The 17869-nt window shown below is 39.4% G+C and carries 14 protein-coding genes, 1 other RNA gene and 1 pseudogene; 2 read left to right on the top strand and 14 right to left on the bottom strand.

Features of this window, described 5'->3' with window-relative positions:
- The first annotated feature begins 55 nt into the window (after nucleotides 1-55).
- Nucleotides 56-1258, top strand: a complete 1203-nt coding sequence (locus A2U94_RS09430; protein WP_025907483.1) for an MFS transporter — start codon at nucleotides 56-58, stop codon at nucleotides 1256-1258.
- Nucleotides 1259-1295: 37 nt separating this feature from the next.
- On the opposite strand, the gene A2U94_RS09425 is transcribed toward A2U94_RS09430, so the two are convergent.
- A complete protein-coding gene (locus A2U94_RS09425; RefSeq protein ID WP_035319819.1) occupies nucleotides 1296-2015 on the bottom strand; it encodes a YebC/PmpR family DNA-binding transcriptional regulator in 720 nt (239 codons plus the stop codon).
- Nucleotides 2016-2337: 322 nt separating this feature from the next.
- Between A2U94_RS09425 and A2U94_RS09420 the strand changes: the two are divergent.
- Nucleotides 2338-3611 (top strand): annotated as a pseudogene (locus tag A2U94_RS09420) (cytochrome P450); the annotation flags it as partial.
- Nucleotides 3612-3748: 137 nt separating this feature from the next.
- Here A2U94_RS09420 and ssrA read toward each other — a convergent pair.
- From ssrA to rpoN, 13 genes are all read right to left on the bottom strand, one after another.
- Nucleotides 3749-4110: a transfer-messenger RNA gene (ssrA, locus tag A2U94_RS09415) on the bottom strand.
- Nucleotides 4111-4247: 137 nt separating this feature from the next.
- Nucleotides 4248-4715: an SsrA-binding protein SmpB gene (smpB, locus tag A2U94_RS09410; protein WP_025907473.1), complete on the bottom strand. Its 468-nt coding sequence runs from the start codon at nucleotides 4713-4715 to the stop codon at nucleotides 4248-4250.
- Between the two features lie 64 nt (nucleotides 4716-4779).
- Nucleotides 4780-7089, bottom strand: coding sequence for a ribonuclease R (rnr, locus tag A2U94_RS09405; protein ID WP_374699990.1), 2310 nt, complete (start codon nucleotides 7087-7089; stop codon nucleotides 4780-4782).
- A gap of 160 nt (nucleotides 7090-7249) precedes the next feature.
- Nucleotides 7250-7990 carry an alpha/beta hydrolase gene (locus A2U94_RS09400; RefSeq protein WP_025907469.1) on the bottom strand — a complete coding sequence of 247 codons (741 nt, stop codon included), beginning with the start codon at nucleotides 7988-7990 and terminating at the stop codon, nucleotides 7250-7252.
- 274 nt (nucleotides 7991-8264) lie between these two features.
- Nucleotides 8265-8498 carry a preprotein translocase subunit SecG gene (secG, locus tag A2U94_RS09395; RefSeq protein WP_025907467.1) on the bottom strand — a complete coding sequence of 78 codons (234 nt, stop codon included), beginning with the start codon at nucleotides 8496-8498 and terminating at the stop codon, nucleotides 8265-8267.
- A gap of 179 nt (nucleotides 8499-8677) precedes the next feature.
- On the bottom strand, nucleotides 8678-9973 hold the full coding sequence (eno, locus tag A2U94_RS09390; RefSeq protein ID WP_025907465.1) for a phosphopyruvate hydratase: 1296 nt from the start codon (nucleotides 9971-9973) through the stop codon (nucleotides 8678-8680).
- A 25-nt stretch (nucleotides 9974-9998) separates the two neighbouring features.
- A complete protein-coding gene (gene gpmI / locus A2U94_RS09385) occupies nucleotides 9999-11531 on the bottom strand; it encodes a 2,3-bisphosphoglycerate-independent phosphoglycerate mutase (protein ID WP_025907463.1) in 1533 nt (510 codons plus the stop codon).
- Entirely contained in the window at nucleotides 11531-12286 is a 756-nt protein-coding gene (gene tpiA, locus A2U94_RS09380; RefSeq protein WP_025907462.1) for a triose-phosphate isomerase, read from the bottom strand. The genes gpmI and tpiA overlap by 1 nt, the downstream gene beginning before the upstream one ends.
- Before the next feature lie 187 nt (nucleotides 12287-12473).
- Nucleotides 12474-13658 (bottom strand): phosphoglycerate kinase, encoded by a 1185-nt coding sequence (locus tag A2U94_RS09375; RefSeq protein ID WP_025907460.1) that lies wholly within the window; start codon nucleotides 13656-13658, stop codon nucleotides 12474-12476.
- Between the two features lie 306 nt (nucleotides 13659-13964).
- Nucleotides 13965-14972, bottom strand: coding sequence for a type I glyceraldehyde-3-phosphate dehydrogenase (gap, locus tag A2U94_RS09370; protein ID WP_025907458.1), 1008 nt, complete (start codon nucleotides 14970-14972; stop codon nucleotides 13965-13967).
- Between the two features lie 46 nt (nucleotides 14973-15018).
- Entirely contained in the window at nucleotides 15019-16047 is a 1029-nt protein-coding gene (locus tag A2U94_RS09365) for a sugar-binding transcriptional regulator (RefSeq protein ID WP_025907456.1), read from the bottom strand.
- A gap of 132 nt (nucleotides 16048-16179) precedes the next feature.
- Nucleotides 16180-16428: a glutaredoxin family protein gene (locus tag A2U94_RS09360; protein ID WP_025907455.1), complete on the bottom strand. Its 249-nt coding sequence runs from the start codon at nucleotides 16426-16428 to the stop codon at nucleotides 16180-16182.
- Nucleotides 16429-16453: 25 nt separating this feature from the next.
- Entirely contained in the window at nucleotides 16454-17761 is a 1308-nt protein-coding gene (gene rpoN / locus A2U94_RS09355) for an RNA polymerase factor sigma-54 (RefSeq protein WP_025907453.1), read from the bottom strand.
- Nucleotides 17762-17869: the final 108 nt, after the last annotated feature.

Below are 17869 nucleotides of genomic sequence, written 5' to 3'. Positions count from 1 at the left end.
GACAGTTGTAAACTGTTTAAGACTACTGTAAAGACATCTGTTAGAGGAGGACCCTATGAGTAAGAACAATTTGTCTGAACGTCAGCTATTAAACATCGCCGGACTCGGTTGGTTATTCGATGCAATGGACGTAGGCATTCTTTCGTTTATTATTGCAGCTCTACATACAGAATGGAACCTTACACCTAATGAAATGAGCTGGATTGGTAGTGTGAACTCCATCGGCATGGCTGTTGGAGCTCTTGTTTTTGGATTGCTTGCGGATCGAATCGGTCGAAAATGGGTGTTCATTATTACGCTATTACTCTTTTCAATTGCGAGCGGATTGTCTGCTTTATCGACAACTTTATGGATGTTTTTAACTTTACGATTTATTATCGGAATGGGACTAGGCGGAGAGCTTCCTGTTGCTTCAACACTTGTATCAGAGACCGTAGCTCCCGAAAGACGAGGGAAAATCATTGTATTGCTGGAAAGCTTTTGGGCATATGGCTGGTTAGCTGCCGCACTTATTTCATACTTTGTTATCCCAAACTTCGGCTGGCAAATCGCATTATTAATTACCGCTTTACCTGCTTTTTACGCACTTTATTTGCGTATCAAACTTCCAGATTCACCGAAGTTTACACAGTCAATTGCAGAACATAAACCATCCGTTTTAGATAATATTAAGCATGTATGGAGCAAAGACTATCGTAAACCAACAATCATGTTATGGATTCTTTGGTTTTGCGTTGTATTCTCCTACTACGGTATGTTCTTATGGTTACCAAGCGTGATGGTTATAAAAGGATTCAGCTTAATTAAAAGCTTTGAATACGTACTCATTATGACTCTTGCACAACTGCCGGGCTATTATACGGCCGCTTGGTTCATTGAACGAATGGGACGAAAATTTGTACTAATCACCTATCTCATTGGAACGGCTGCAAGCGCATATTTCTTCGGAACTGCAGAGTCTCTCGGCTTACTGCTAGCATCAGGAATGCTTTTGTCGTTCTTTAACTTAGGTGCTTGGGGAGCTTTATATGCGTATACACCGGAGCAATATCCGACAGTTATTCGCGGTACTGGTGCAGGAATGGCTGCTTCCTTTGGCAGAATTGGAGGAATTTTAGGCCCACTGCTTATTGGTTATTTAACAACTAAAGGCGCTTCTCTGACCGTTATATTTACTATTTTCGCAGGAGCTATCTTAATTGGTGTGGCATCGGTTATTTTCTTAGGATCTGAAACAAAACAAAAAGAATTAGCTTAATAAAAAAGGCGTTCCACATGGGAACGTCTTTTTTAAATTATTCACTTAGATCAACGTTATGGTAGACCTGTTGAACATCGTCTAAGTCTTCAAGTGCATCAATCATTTTTTCAAACTGAGCTTTTGCATCCTCAGGTAACGTCACATCGCTCTGAGCTAGCATCACAATTTCTGCCACCGTAAATTCCGTAATACCAGCTTCTTTAAAAGCAGCTTGTACAGCGTGGAACTGATCTGGCTCAGCGTAAACAATCACTGCATCTTCTTCTTCTAAAATATCGCGAGCGTCAACGTCTGCTTCCATTAAAATTTCAAGAACTTCGTCTGATGATTTGCCTTCCAGTCCAATAACAGCAGTTGCATCAAACATATAAGAAACAGATCCACTAACGCCCATATTACCGCCGTTTTTACCAAAAGCAGCGCGAACGTCTGAAGCTGTGCGGTTTACATTGTTTGTTAACGCATCAACAATAACCATTGAACCGTTTGGACCAAAGCCTTCATAACGAAGCTCGTCATAACTTTCTTCTCCGCCACCTTTTGCTTTTTCAATTGCACGATCAATGATAGCTTTTGGTACGTTATACGTTTTCGCTCGCTCTAAAACAACTTTTAGCGCTTGGTTTGCTTCTGGATCCGGCTCACCTTGTTTTGCTACTACATAAATTTCACGGCCAAATTTAGCATAAATTCGACTTGTTTGAGCATCTTTTGACGCTTTCTTTTCTTTGATATTATTCCACTTACGACCCATATTTTTCACTCTCTTTCGAATGTATATCTAATGTTAAAACATCACTCTGCCACCTTCTATTATACCGCAATTAATTTATTCGGCAATTCTTTCAGCACCATCATCATTCATCTTTACATGATGATAAATAAAAGCTACTACAAAGAATAAGCTCATATACTAAGCTAGAAATCGTCTGATACCCTACCTTCAAAAAGGATATCATCGGGATCGAAAATAATTAAATGATAAAATTATTTATCTATCATATTTTTCGAGAAAAGAATTTTTTTCGACAACTGAATAGCACTTACTCATTACATGTAGGAAGGATGATTTTTTTATGAAAACCGAAATACCTCAACCTAAAACATATGGACCTCTTGGCAACGTACCTTTGCTTGACAAAAATAAACCCGTCCTATCGTTAATGAAATTAGCTGAAGAATATGGCCCGATTTTCCGATTACAAGGTCCGACCGGCTCCTCTCTTGTTCTTTCAGGACATGAGCTTGTAAAAGAAGTGTGTGACCAGTGACGTTTTGATAAAAATGCTGAAGGTGCTTTAGCTAAAGTTCGCGCTTTTGGTGGCGATGGTCTCTTTACAAGTTGGACACACGAACCAAACTGGCAAAAGGCACACAATATTTTGGCTCCAACATTTAAGCAACGAGCAATGAAAGATTACCATTCTATGATGACTGATATTGCGGTTCAGCTCGTTCAAAAGTGGGAGCGTTTAAACCCAAATGAAGAAGTTGATGTTCCAGAGGATATGACCAGACTCACATTAGATACAATTGGCTTATGTGGGTTCAACTATCGCTTCAATAGCTTTTATCGCGAAAACTATCACCCTTTTGTAACAAGTATGGTACGTGCTTTAGAAGAAGCCATGCATCAAATGCAGCGACTAGATATTCAAGATAAATTAATGGTTCGAACAAAAAACACTTTCAACGTGATATCCAAGCGATGTTTTCATTGGTTGATAGTATCATTTCAGAACGCAAAAACCAAAATGGTCAGAACGACAAAGATTTATTGGCGCGCATGCTAAACGTTAAAGATCCTGAGACAGATGACCTGCTAGATGATGAAAACATTCGTTATCAAATTATTACTTTTTTAATTGCAGGTCATGAAACAACGAGTGAATTACTGTCATTTGCCATTTACTACTTAATGAATAATCCTGATAAGTTGGAAAAAGCTTATACAGAAGTCGATACTATTTTGACGGATGATATACCTTCATATGACCAAGTAGTAAAACTCAAATATATCAAAATGGTGTTAAACGAATCTCTCCGATTATGGCCAACCGCACCTGCTTTCAACCTTTTTGCTAAAGAAGACGCCCTTATTGGAGGCAAATACCCTGTGCAAAAAGAAGGTGAGCGCATTATGGTTTTACTTCCTTCTTTGCATCGTGATAAAAGTGCTTGGGGAGATAATGTAGAAGAGTTTATTCCAGAACGGTTTGAAGATCCTAAAAAAGTGCCACATCATGCTTTTAAACCCTTTGGAAATGGGCAGCGAGCATGTATTGGTATGCAGTTTGCGCTTCATGCAACTATTTCGTTCTTTCAAATGGCGATGAAATATATAGCCATAGCATAATCCTTAACAGTTTCAGCTTCTAACCTGAAACAACATAAATAAACTTCAAATAAAAAAGAACCATGAAGCCGCAACTAGTGCAGCTTCATGGTTCTTATTATAAGTAAGGTTAGCCACCAAAATTATGTATTTGGTGGAGACGGTGGGAGTCGAACCCACGTCCAGAAATATCGCCACTTAAGCGTCTACGAGTGTAGTCAGCATATTCGCATTTCGCTCATTTATCTGCCTGCTGACAGGCGCCCAAAGAGCTAGTCTGATTAATCTCTTCCTTCGTCCTCAGACGGCGAACTCCGGCGTAGCCCACTTAAAGTGAGTCCCTTACCCTACCACATGGGCGATGGAGGGAGGAACCGCTAAGCTGTTATTAGGCAGCTAAAGCGAAGTTATTGTTAGATTTGCCAGTTATTATTGGCGTTGATGTTTTAACGAGGCCATCTCCTCGACTCGCAACCTAAGCTCGAACTATCCCTGTCGAATCCGTAACGTCCCCATTATGAAAAGGGAGTCGGAATGCGTAAGATTTTTCACTTACAGCAGATAGCGACTTGTGTTTGCAAAAGTCATCTAACGAATAACTATTTTTATTATAGCACAAAACAAGCATTTTGCAATTGTAAAATAATGTAACTATTCTTTTTGACGATCGCGGAAAGCTCGCTCTATATCGCGTTTCGCTTCTTTACGTTTTAAGTCTTCGCGCTTGTCATATTTCTTTTTACCCTTACCAAGACCTAATAAAACCTTAGCAAAGCCGTTTTTTAAATAGATTTTCAACGGTACAAGTGAATACCCTGTTTCCTTGGTATAGCCGATCAATTTATTGATTTCACGCTTGTGAAGTAAAAGCTTGCGGGTACGCAGCGGTTCATGGTTGTAGCGGTTTCCTTGTTCATATGGACTAACGTGCATATTATGTAAGAATACCTCACCGTTTTGAACGCGTGCGAATGAGTCTTTTAAGTTTACGCGCCCGTTACGAATCGACTTTATTTCCGTTCCTTGTAGGACAATTCCTGCTTCGTACGTTTCTTCAATAAAATAGTCGTGTCTTGCTTTTTTATTTTGAGCAACTACTTTCCCTTCACCTTTTGGCATACTTGCTTATTCCCCTTTCATTCGCTCGTCTTTAGAAGCAGCCGTTAAGGCTGCTTCTATTTACTTATTTACGCTTCTTCTTTTTCTTTTTAAGATTTGGTGCGCCTTCAAAGAATTTTTTCTTTTTCCTCTTTTTCGGCTTTTGTGTTGTCCATTCACCTTTTGAATCGCCTGCTTTATCTTTGCGACGACCTCTGCGGTTTTCTTTATCGTCCTTGCGTGACTTTTGTTTCATGTTAATCACTTTTGGACGGTCTTTTGACAAACGCTTTTGACTTGTCTTCATGCCGACAATAACAAAGTCAATGGCACGCTCGTCTTTATTCACATCAGCAACTTTAATTTCAATTTCATCGCCAATACGGAACACTTTTCCTGTTCTCTCACCAATCATTGCATAATGGCGTTCATCATAGCGATAATAATCATCCGTTAAATCACTAACATGTACAAGACCTTCAATTGTATTTGATAGTTCAACGAACATTCCAAAGTTTGTTACTGAGCTAATAATTCCGTCAAACGTTTCACCAATTTTATCTGCCATAAACTCCGCTTTTTTCATATCGTCCGTTTCACGCTCTGCGTCAACCGATCTTCTTTCCATGCTTGAAGAGTGATCAGCAATTTCAGGAAGCTTTTCGCCCCATTTTTCTTGCGTTGCTTCATCCACCTGATTGTTAATTAAATACGTACGAATTAAGCGATGAACGATTAAATCAGGATAACGGCGAATTGGAGACGTGAAATGTGTGTAGAACTCCGCTGATAGTCCAAAGTGGCCAAGGTTATCTGCTTGATATTTGGCTTGCTGCATCGAGCGTAGCATTACTTTAGAAACCACCATCTCTTCTGGTGTTCCCGCTACTGCTTCTAAAATGTCCTGTAGCGCACGAGGATGAATGTCATTTCCTGTTCCCTTTACAGCGTATCCTAAATTCGTCACAAATTCTAAAAAGCGATTAAGCTTTTCTTCTTTTGGATCTTCATGAATACGGTACATAAACGGAACATTCATCCAGTGAAAATGCTCAGCCACAGTTTCATTTGCTGCTAGCATGAATTCTTCAATTAGCCTTTCGGATACAGAGCGCTCACGCAGTATCACATCGGTTGGATGACCGTCGTCATCAACTAATACTTTTGCTTCTTTAAAATCAAAGTCGATTGCTCCTCGGTCCATACGCTTTTTACGAAGAATTTCCGCCAGTTTTTCCATACGCTCAAACATTGGAATCAGCTCTTCATAACGAGCGCGAACGGCTTCATCTTTGTCTGTCAGAATTTTATTAACATCGGAATACGTCATTCGCTCAGTTGTTTTGATTACACTTTCGAAGATATCATGATTAACCACTTCTCCAGCTGAATTAATTTCCATTTCACAGGAAAGCGTTAATCGATTTACTTTTGGATTTAAGGAACAAATCCCGTTTGAAAGTCGATGCGGAATCATAGGAATTACGCGATCTACTAAGTAGATACTTGTTCCGCGTTCTGCCGCTTCTACATCAATTGGTGAACCTTCCGTTACATAGTGACTAACATCTGCAATGTGAACACCTAACTTATAGTTACCGTTTTCAAGCTCTGTTACCGTTACCGCATCATCTAAATCTTTAGCATCTGCCCCATCAATAGTAACAATCACTTGGTCTCGTAGATCTCGACGACCTTTTATTTCGTCTTCTGAGATCGTTTCAGGTGTATTAATCGCTTGCTCTAAAACATCGCCTGGAAACTCCTGTGGAAGTCCATATTTATGAATAACTGAGATAATGTCGACTCCTGGATCATTTTTATGACCTAAAATCTGTACAATTTTCCCTTCTGCATTCATGCGCCCTTCTGGATAGCTTGTTAACTCTACAACAACCTTATGTCCTTCTGCCGCCCCATTACGTGCACCTTTAGGAATAAAGATATCTCCTGCGATCTTTTTATCATCCGCAATAACAAACCCAAAGTTTTTACTTTCCGTGTACGTTCCAACAATTTGTTGTGTACCACGCTCAATGATTTTAACAATGGTTCCTTCACGGCGGTTACCTGAAGACTCTGACAGTACGCGAGCTAATACAATGTCTCCATGCATTGCATTGTTTGTCTCCGTGGTTGGAATGAAAATATCATCCGCTCCTTGCTCTTCTGGGACAACAAATGCAAATCCCTTGGCATGACCTGTTACTTTTCCTTTAACGAAATTCATTCGTTCAGGTACACCATATCGATTGTTTCTTGCTCGAATTATAAGACCTTGTTCTTCCATGATTACAAGAGCTTTTACAAAATCTTTAAACTCAGCTGAATCTTCAATCCCAAACTCTTTCTCTAATTCTTGGACCGTTAAAGGTTTATACGTTTCTTCTTTCATAAACGTTAACAAACGGTCAATATACTGTTGAATTTCTTGTTCCAAGTCTTTCCCTCCTTTTCGTTGTGCTTATCAATAACACTATTTATCAAAAATAGCATTCATCCGTCCTCATTTACTTTTTTGGTCAACTTTAGGCTCTCATTTTTTGATTAGCCTTTTACCAATCTAATGATTCTAAGAATTGATAAACATCTTCATGCAGCTGGTCTCTTTCCTTATCTAACGTAATAGCATGACCCGATTCTTCATACCATTTAATATCTTTTACAGGTGACTCAACATTATTGTAGATAATATTTGCACTATCTGTATTAATCATATGATCGTTACGTGCTTGTACAACAAATGTTGGTGCATAAATCATATCAACAGAGTCTCTAACTTCCGAAATTAGTCCTTGTAATGCGTTCAACGTATTCATCGGTGTCTTCTTAAATTCTTCCATCTCTTGCTGGATTTGATCTTCAGATTTTCCTTCACGCTTTTTATATTCGCGAGCGTACTCTAAAACACCTTCATACATCACTTCTTCACTTTTGATATACATAGGTGCGCACATTGGGACAATACCCTTTATAGGTACAGTGTAACCTAATTTAAGCGAAAATACGCCACCAAGTGATAGCCCAACTGCTGCAATGCTTTCATGACCACGATCTTTTAAAAGCTGATAGCCATCCATTACGTCTTTCCACCAATCTTCAGGCCCTGTATGTACTAATTCTTCAGGTGCTACGCCATGTCCTTTATAATGAGGTGCATGACACGTGTACCCTTTCTTTTCTAAGAAGCGTCCGAGCATACGAACATCTGCTGAATTACCTGTGAATCCGTGTAATAACAATACGGCTTTATCTCCACCTTCAAAAGTGAACGGTTTTGGTTGTGCAATTTTCATTTCAATTAACTCCTTTTTTTCTATAATGTCTACAACTATGAAGAAATCAGTCATTTTTTTATGTGATATGTCTCACAAAGCATGACCTAATCATTGTGTTTGTTTATGTAATTCCATTTGCCCAAGCAAAATGGAATCTTTTTCATTAAATATTCATTATATCATTACATGAATTTAAAGTTAAAGAATTGAACACTTATGAAAAATACCACCTGATGTATACAACTTGGCACATACCAAATTCGTATACATCAGGTGGTATTTACAAACGAACTTACAGTTGAAAATATGATACCGCAATCGTTAATAAGAAAAACAGCACGGATAATACAACCGTTAAACGGTGCAGTACTAAATCAAGTCCACGCGCTTTTTGCTTACCGAATAATGTTTCAGCACCACCTGAAATTGCTCCAGATAAGCCAGTGGATTTGCTTGTTTGAAGAACAACAACCACGATTAGCGCAATCGAAACAATAACTAGCAGCGTGATTAGAAATGTGTGCATATGCTACCTCCTGTAGATAAGGAAAATAAACTGTTGCTATCTATACAAACTATTTTTATATGCTAAAAATCAGACTACTTTAAAGTAAATTTATCATAAAATGGCTATTGGTACAAGTCAAGACAATAAAAAAAGATGGATGAAAAGCTTTCATCCATCTTTTTTATCACTCATATAACTTATTTCTTTAAGTTATAGAAAGATTTAGCGCCATCGTATACAGCTAGAACACCTAGCTCGTCTTCGATGCGTAGTAATTGATTGTATTTTGCAATACGGTCTGTACGAGACATAGAACCAGTTTTGATTTGACCAGCGTTTGTTGCAACAGCGATATCAGCGATTGTTGCATCTTCAGTTTCACCAGAACGGTGAGAAACTACAGCTGTGTAACCAGCACGTTTAGCCATTTCAATTGCTTCAAATGTTTCAGTTAATGTACCGATTTGGTTAACTTTGATAAGGATAGAGTTACCTACGCCTTGTTCGATACCTTGAGCAAGTTTTTTCGTGTTTGTTACGAATAAATCATCACCAACAAGTTGTACTTTACCACCGATACGATCAGTTAAAAGTTTGTGACCATCCCAGTCATTTTCGTCTAAACCGTCTTCGATTGAAACGATTGGGAATTCGTTAACTAGTTCTTCGTAGAAGTCTACCATTTCAGCAGAAGTTAAACCGTTACGGCCTTCTCCAGCTAAATCGTATTTACCAGTTTCTTTGTTGAAGAATTCAGAAGAAGCAACGTCCATACCTAATTGGATGTCTTGACCAGCTTTGTAGCCAGCTTTTTCGATTGCTTCAACGATTACTTCTAATGCTTCACGGTTAGAACCAAGGTTTGGAGCGAATCCACCTTCGTCACCTACAGCTGTGTTTAAGCCTTTTGCAGATAATACAGCTTTTAACGCGTGGAATACTTCAGCACCCATACGGATTGCTTCTTTAAATGTAGGAGCTCCTACAGGTAAGATCATGAATTCTTGGAAGTCAACGTTGTTATCAGCATGAGAACCGCCGTTGATGATGTTCATCATTGGAGTTGGTAATTGCTTAGCGTTGAATCCACCAAGGTAACGGTATAATGGAAGACCTACGAAGTCAGCTGCTGCATGAGCTACTGCCATAGATACACCAAGGATAGCGTTAGCACCTAGTTTACCTTTATTTTCAGTACCATCTAGCTCGATCATAAGGCGGTCGATACCGATTTGGTCAGTTGCGTCCATACCTACTAATTCAGGAGCGATGATTTCGTTTACGTTTTCAACTGCTTTTAATACACCTTTACCTAGGTAACGAGATTTGTCACCATCACGTAGTTCTACTGCTTCGTGTTCACCAGTAGAAGCACCACTTGGTACGATTGCGCGTCCGAAAGCGCCTGACTCAGTGTATACTTCAACTTCAACTGTTGGGTTACCGCGAGAATCTAATACTTCGCGTGCATAAATGTCAAGAATTGTTGGCATTTTAAAACTCTCCTTTAAAAATCAATTATTTAATTAATGTTTTACCTGTCATTTCTTTTGGCTGAGCTACATCTAAAAGGTTAAGCATTGTAGGAGCTAAGTCACCTAGAATACCATCTTCACGAAGCTCTACGCCTTGCTTTGTTACGATAACTGGAACTGGATTTGTTGTATGAGCCGTCATTGGGTTACCTTCAAGCGTTACAACTTCATCAGAGTTACCATGGTCTGCTGTGATGATTGCTGTACCACCTTTAGCTAAAATCGCATCCACAATTTTACCTAGGCATTCATCGACTGTCTCAATTGCTTTAACTGTTGGCTCTAACATACCAGAGTGTCCAACCATATCTGGGTTTGCAAAGTTTAAAATAATAGCATCTTGCTTGTCTCCTTCGATTTCTGCAAGCAACGCGTCCGTCACCTCATAAGCACTCATCTCAGGTTTTAAATCGTATGTTGCTACTTTTGGTGAATCGATTAAGATTCGCTTTTCACCAGGAAACTCTGCTTCACGTCCACCGCTCATAAAGAACGTTACGTGTGGGTATTTTTCTGTTTCTGCAATACGAAGCTGCTTCAAGTTGTTTTGAGATAATACTTCACCAAGCGTATTATCCAAGTTAACAGGCTTGAAAGCTACATATCCGTTAACTGTTTCACTAAAGTGAGTTAAGCATACGAAATGTAAGTTTTTCGGATGTTTTTCACCGCGATCAAATGAACGGAAGTCTTCGTTTGCAAACGTATTTGAAATTTGAATCGCACGATCAGGACGGAAGTTATAGAAAATAACTGCATCTTCGTCTTTGATTGTCGCAACTGGTGAACCGTCTTCTTTTGTAATAACAGAAGGTAAGACGAATTCGTCGTATACGCCGTTTTCGTAAGAGTCTTTTACGCACTCTTCTGGGCTTGTATAAGATGGACCTTCACCGTAAACCATTGCGCGATAAGCTTTTTCAACGCGCTCCCAGCGTTTGTCACGGTCCATTGAGTAGTAACGTCCTGAAAGTGTTGCAATTTCCCCAACGCCGTACTCTTCAATTTTTTCATTTAATTCTTTTAAATACTGCTCGGCAGATTGAGGTGCTACGTCACGACCATCTAAGAAACCGTGGATATACACTTTCTCTAGACCTTCTTTTTTCGCTAAGCGAAGAAGAGCATATAAATGCTCGATGTGACTGTGAACACCACCGTCCGATAAAAGTCCGAAAAGATGAAGGCTTGTACCTTTTTCTTTTGCGTGCTTCACCGCAGCTACAAGCGTTTCGTTTTTCTCAAACTCACCTTCGCGAATTGCTACATTCACGCGTGTTAAGCTTTGATAAACAATACGACCTGCACCGATATTTAAGTGTCCTACTTCAGAGTTACCCATTTGGCCTTCTGGTAGACCTACAGCTTCACCTGATGCTTGAAGTGTCGCATGTGGAAACTCGTTCCAGTAACGATCGAAGTTTGGTTTTTTTGCATGTTTAACTGCATTACCTTTTTCTTCATCACGTAATGCAAAACCATCTAAGATGATTAATGCTGTTGGTTTCTTACTCATTACTTACCAGCCTCCAAAAGCTGTAAGAATGAAGAAGCTTCTAAGCTTGCTCCACCTACTAAAGCACCGTCGATGTCTGATTGAGACATGTATTCTTTGATGTTAGCAGGCTTTACGCTTCCGCCGTATTGAATACGAACTGCATCTGCTACGTCTTGAGAGAATTGCTCTGCTACTACGCTACGGATATAAGCACAAACTTCGTTTGCACCTTCTGCAGTTGAAGATTTGCCTGTACCGATTGCCCAGATTGGCTCATAAGCAATAACAACTTGTTTTGCTTGCTCGTCAGTTAAACCTGCTAACGCTTTTTGTACTTGGTTAGCTACAACTGTTTTTGTTTGATCTTGCTCATACTCTTCATTTGTTTCACCGCAACAAACGATGGGTGTTAAACCATGTTTGAATGAAGCGATTGTTTTTTGATTTACTGTTTCGTCAGTTTCAGCGAACATTTCGCGACGCTCAGAGTGACCTAAGATTACATAGTTCACGCCTAAATCAGCTAGTGCAACTGGGCTTACTTCTCCAGTGAATGCTCCGCTTTCTTCAAAGTGCATGTTTTGTGCACCAACTTTTAAGTCTGTACCTTTAGTTGCTTGTACTAAGCGGTCTAAGAATAATGCTGGAGCACATACTACTGATTCTACGTTCTCAGGAGATGGTACTGCTCCCTTTACTTCTTCAACAAAGCTTGTTGCTTCTGAAAGTACTTTGTTCATTTTCCAGTTTCCTGCAATGATTGGTTTACGCATGTGTAACACCGTCCTTTGTTTATTGTTGGTTTCCCTTCACTCACGTTGGATTAAAAAGAGGGTGCTGTTCAAAAGAGGTCGGTCCACACTCTTTTTATCTCTTTCATGTCCCACTCGTTACTCTCTGTGATGTTCGTTCTTAGCATCAGTTTTCAGGTCGGTCCTCCATCGAACTGTTACGTTCAACTTACTTATCGTTTAGAGCAACTACGCCTGGAAGTTCTTTACCTTCCATAAACTCTAGTGACGCACCGCCACCTGTAGAAATATGGCTCATTTTATCAGCTAAACCGAATTTCTCAACAGCTGCAGCAGAGTCTCCTCCACCGATTACTGAGTATGTGTCAGTTGCTTCAGCTAAAGCTTCCGCTACTGCTTTTGTACCGTTAGCGAATGTATCTAATTCAAATACACCCATTGGTCCATTCCAGATCACTAGCTTAGAGTTTTTAATTACGTCAGCATAGATTTCACGCGTTTTTGGGCCCGCATCTAAGCCTTCCCAATCGCTTGGAATGTTCTCAATTGATACAGTCTGAGTGTTTGCATCATTTGAGAAGTCATCTGCTACTACCACGTCTACTGGCATGTAGAAGTTAACACCGTTTTTCTTCGCTTTTTCCATGAATGATTTTGCAAGATCAATCTTATCTTCTTCAAGAAGAGATTTACCTACTTCATGGCCTAGTGCCTTAATAAATGTGTAAGAAAGTCCTCCACCGATGATTAAGTTATCTACTTTATCAAGCAGATTATCAATTACATCGATTTTGTCTTTAACTTTTGCTCCACCAACAATTGCAGTGAATGGACGGTCTGGGTTTGATAATGCTTTAGAAAGCACATCAAGTTCTTTTTCCATTAAGAAACCTGCTACTGCTGGAATATGGTGAGCAATTCCTTCAGTTGAAGCATGTGCACGGTGAGCTGCACCAAATGCATCATTTACGTAAACGTCTGCTAACTCAGCAAATGCTTTTGCTAATTCAGCATCATTTTTCTCTTCACCTGGGTAGAAACGTACGTTTTCAAGTACTAAAACATCGCCTTCGTTCATGCTGTCGATTGTTTTTTGTACGTTTTCACCAAAAGCTTCGTCAGCTTTTGCTACGTCTTTACCTAAAAGAGCTTGTAAACGCTCTGCAACAGCAGTTAAACGTAATTCTTCAACTACTTCGCCTTTTGGACGTCCAAGATGGCTAGCTAAAATTACTTTTGCACCTTGTTCTACTAGATGTTGAATAGTAGGAAGAGCTGCACGAATACGAGTTTCATCTGTTACTTTTCCGTCTTTCATTGGTACGTTAAAGTCTACGCGACAAAATACTCGCTTTCCTTTTACATCGATGTCTCTCAACGTTTTTTTATTCATCGTCAAAAGGCCTCCTTAAGTATTATGGGGTACTAAGCGATTAGGCTTCTATGTAAATCACAATATAGCTAGCTGTAGTAACCTTTCATATATTGGCGCCTTACAATATGAAAAATGCCACGACTAGCAACAAGATGACGTTTATGCTGTAGAAGCCGATACATAAATCAAGGAAGAGGGGGGGGGCCCCTCTCTTCCTTAGCAAGTCTTATTATAGTATTTCTCATTTGAGATATCCAATAAAAACAAAGCAGTGTCCTATGGGATATCTATCTAGCTATGACTAAAGAGTCGATTTTGCTGTTCTTATAGTCCTTTAGCAGCGATGTATTGAGCTAAGTCTACTACACGGTTAGAGTATCCGCTCTCGTTATCGTACCAAGAGATAACTTTTACCATGTTACCTTCCATTACCATTGTAGATAATGCGTCGATTGTAGAAGAGTTGATGTTACCGTTGTAGTCACCAGATACTAATGGCTCTTCGCTATAGCCAAGGATCCCTTTAAGATCGCCTTCAGCAGCTTCTTTAAGAGCGTTGTTTACATCTTCAACAGTTACTTCTTTATCAAGCTCAGCAACTAAGTCTACTAGAGAAACGTTTGGAGTTGGAACACGCATAGCTCCACCGTTTAATTTACCTTTTAATTCAGGTAATACTAGAGATACAGCTTTAGCAGCACCAGTTGAAGTTGGGATGATGTTCTCAGCAGCTGCACGAGCACGACGGTAATCTTTATGTGGTAAGTCTAAGATTTGTTGGTCATTTGTGTAAGAGTGAACCGTTGTCATCATTCCACGTTTAAGGCCGAACTTGTCGTTTAACACTTTAGCGAATGGCGCTAAGCAGTTAGTTGTACAAGAAGCATTTGAAATTACGTTGTGGTTAGCTGCATCGTATTTGTCTTCGTTAACACCCATTACGATTGTGATGTCTTCATCGCTTGCTGGAGCAGAGATGATTACTTTTTTAGCTCCTGCTTCTAAGTGTTTTGCAGCGTCAGCGCGTTTTGTGAAGAATCCAGTAGATTCAACAACGATATCTACGCCTTGTTTGCCCCAAGATAATTGAGCTGGGTCACGCTCAGCAGAGATTTCGATTGTTTTACCGTTTACTACTAAGTTGTTGCCATCTACTACTACTTCTGCATCTAATTTACCGTGTACAGAATCATATTTTAAAAGATGAGCAAGCATGTTAGCGTCAGTTAAGTCGTTAATTGCTACTACCTCAACGTTATCGTTTTTTAAAGCTGCGCGGAATACGTTACGGCCGATACGACCAAATCCGTTAATACCAATTTTTACTACCATGGGTATTTCCTCCTTGAATGTAAAAAGTATTTTTTATAATCAGGGATTAATTAAAATCCCTTACTAACTCTTTTGCAGCACCTTCATCTGTAATCAGGATCGAATGATGTGCTTGTTGCATAAATGCTCGAATTGCCTTTGCCTTCGAAGAACCACCTGCTACCGCGATGACACATTTATTGTTCTTTAAATCATCGAGTTGTATGCCAACTGTTTTCACTTTATGAACAACTTCTCCCTTTTGATTGAAGTAATATCCAAAAGCTTCACCAACAGCATGTCCTTTTTTGACTTTTTCTAAGTCTTCAGAAGATGTCCTTCGACGCTCCGCCATTGTCATAGCGTCTCCTATTCCATGAACAACCATACTTGCTGACTTAATTAATTGAATCATCTCCCGAATGGAAGGTTCCCCTACAATTGACTTATAGGCTTCGTCACTTAGCTGGTCTGGGACATGAAGAAGACGATACTGACCCATCGATTTTTCAGCCATTTTTGCGCAAATAGTGTTCGCTTGGTTTTGAACATTTTCACCAAGTCCACCACGAGCTGGCACAAATAGAACATCAGGGTGCTTAATTTCGGGTGTCATCATATTGGCAACAGCGGCAAGCGTTGTACCACCTGTAACAGCAACAATCTTTTTGGAATCAACAAGGCGCTCTTTGATGCACGACACAGCAGCTCTACCCATTTCGTTTTTAACAAAAAGTGAAGAATCGCTATCTCCAGAAACAACAACGACTTCTGCTAAAGAAAAGGCCTCTTTTAATGTTGTTTCCAATAATCGAAGTCCGGAAACTTCTTTCATTACGACTTCTAAATCGTGTAGCAGTAGCTCACCTTCTGTCGTAAGTGTCATTCCAGTTGTCTGCACATCAATTAAATCTTGCTCTTTCAGAAATGTAACCTCACTGCGTAACACACGCTCTGTTAACCCTAAGCTAACAGCTAAGTTGCGTCTACCGATCGGTTGCATTAAGCGTATGTACTGCAAGATTTGATATCGCTTTTGCATAACAGATAGAAGTTCAGGCAATAATTTTCGTTGTACTTCTATTAATGAACGCATGTTTAAATCTCCTTAAGGTGCAAGCTTGTTGGACAACATAAGTCCCATATAGACATATTTTGTCCCACCCACGCAAAAAAAATTCACCCTGTTACATGTTTCATTCTAACAGGAGTGAATCCTTTATTCAACTCATCTGATGGCGTTTTTATAAAGTAAACGCTTTCTTATATTTTCTCTTTGAATTTTCCCATACATAACAACCTCACCATCGATTTCTATAACCGGAATCATAAGATGAAATTGTTCTAATAAACGTTCATCTGAGTAAATATCCTTTTCAATCACACTAAAGTTAAGGTCATGCTGTAAGGCAGTTAACATATCTTTAACCTCTTCACATAAAGGGCATGTTTTTCTTGTATACAAAACAACCTGCATCGACATCACCTTCTTTTTAATAGAGTTATACGTAAACTTTTCTTTGGTTAGATGAAGCAATGTTTAGCTGTTCCCGGTATTTAGCTACCGTTCTTCTTGATATTTTCACATCATGCTCTGTTAATAACTGGTTGGTGAGCTGCTGATCAGATAGCGGCTTCTTTTTATCTTCTTTTTCCACTAACTGTTTAATAAGCTCTTTTACCGTCATAACGGACGTTTCTTCAGTGGTACCCAGCTTTAAACTTGCTGTAAAAAACGACTTCATAGAAAATGTTCCAAAAGGTGTTTGAATATACTTATGAGTTGTCGCTCGGCTCACTGTTGACTCGTGGACGTTAATATAGTCTGCTAGTTCTTTCATCGTTAACGGCTGTAAAAAAGATGGCCCATGTTGAAAGAATCTTTGCTGTTTTTCTAGTAGTCCATGAACAATTGCGTTTAGCGTCTGCTTTCGAGTCTGGAGCCCTTTTAAAATCCATTGAAACTCTCGGTACTTTTCCTGCAAATACGGCTTAACCGCGTGGTTATCTTGGAGCATTAAGCTTTGTCTATATGCATCGTTAACTGATAACCGAAAATCTAACTCTTCATTGGCGTAAGCTACTAGCTCATAGCCCTCTTTCTTTATAATATAGTCCGGAATAATAAAGCGCTCTGCTTGAGTGGCATATAGTAATCCTGGCCGAGGGTTCAAACGCTTAATTTGATCATGGTATTTTTGAACTTGCTCCAGTGATATACTGCACTCTTTTGAAATTTTACTCCACTTTTTATACGCAAACTCTTGAAAATATTCTGTCAAAATTATTTCTAACTCATCAGAAAGCTGCCCGCTTTGCTCTAGCTGGATCAGTAAACATTCCTGAAGATTTCTTGCCCCTACCCCTATAGGATCTAACTGTTGAAGAGAATTTAACACCATTTCCACTTCTTCTAAATTACAACTGCATGCTTGTGCTACAAGCATTAAGTCCTCCTTCAGATATCCATGCTCATCCAAGTTCTCAATCATATAGCAAATGATGTCGTGTTCCTTAGTGGTTAATTCCAAAAACACAATTTGACCTAGCAAGTGCTCTGTCAATGTTTCTTGCTTAGAAGCAATTGAGTTTAGTAAGTCTTTATCATCATTAGCGTTCTGCTTATAAACTGAAGGCCTACTTGTAACTAACGGGGCATCACCAAAATCGATAAGCGGATTTTGCATCGCTTGCTCTTGTATAAATGATGCAATATCCAACGATGAATATTGTAAAAGAGAAATTGCCTGCGATAACTCTTTCGACATGGAAAGCTTTAAAGACTGCTGTTGAAATAAACCTACCTCCATTGTTTCTCCCTCCCACTGTTTATTCTACTTTGAACCTTATTACTTAGCAACGAACTAGAAGGAGAAATATATTGAAATAGAAAAGGCTACGAATGTTTCGTAGCCCTT

This window comes from Bacillus sp. VT 712 (assembly GCF_001614195.1).
Taxonomy (GTDB): domain Bacteria; phylum Bacillota; class Bacilli; order Bacillales; family Bacillaceae_H; genus Priestia; species Priestia flexa.
Note: the sequence above shows the minus strand (reverse complement) of the source record. Positions and strands in the feature narration are given on the sequence as shown.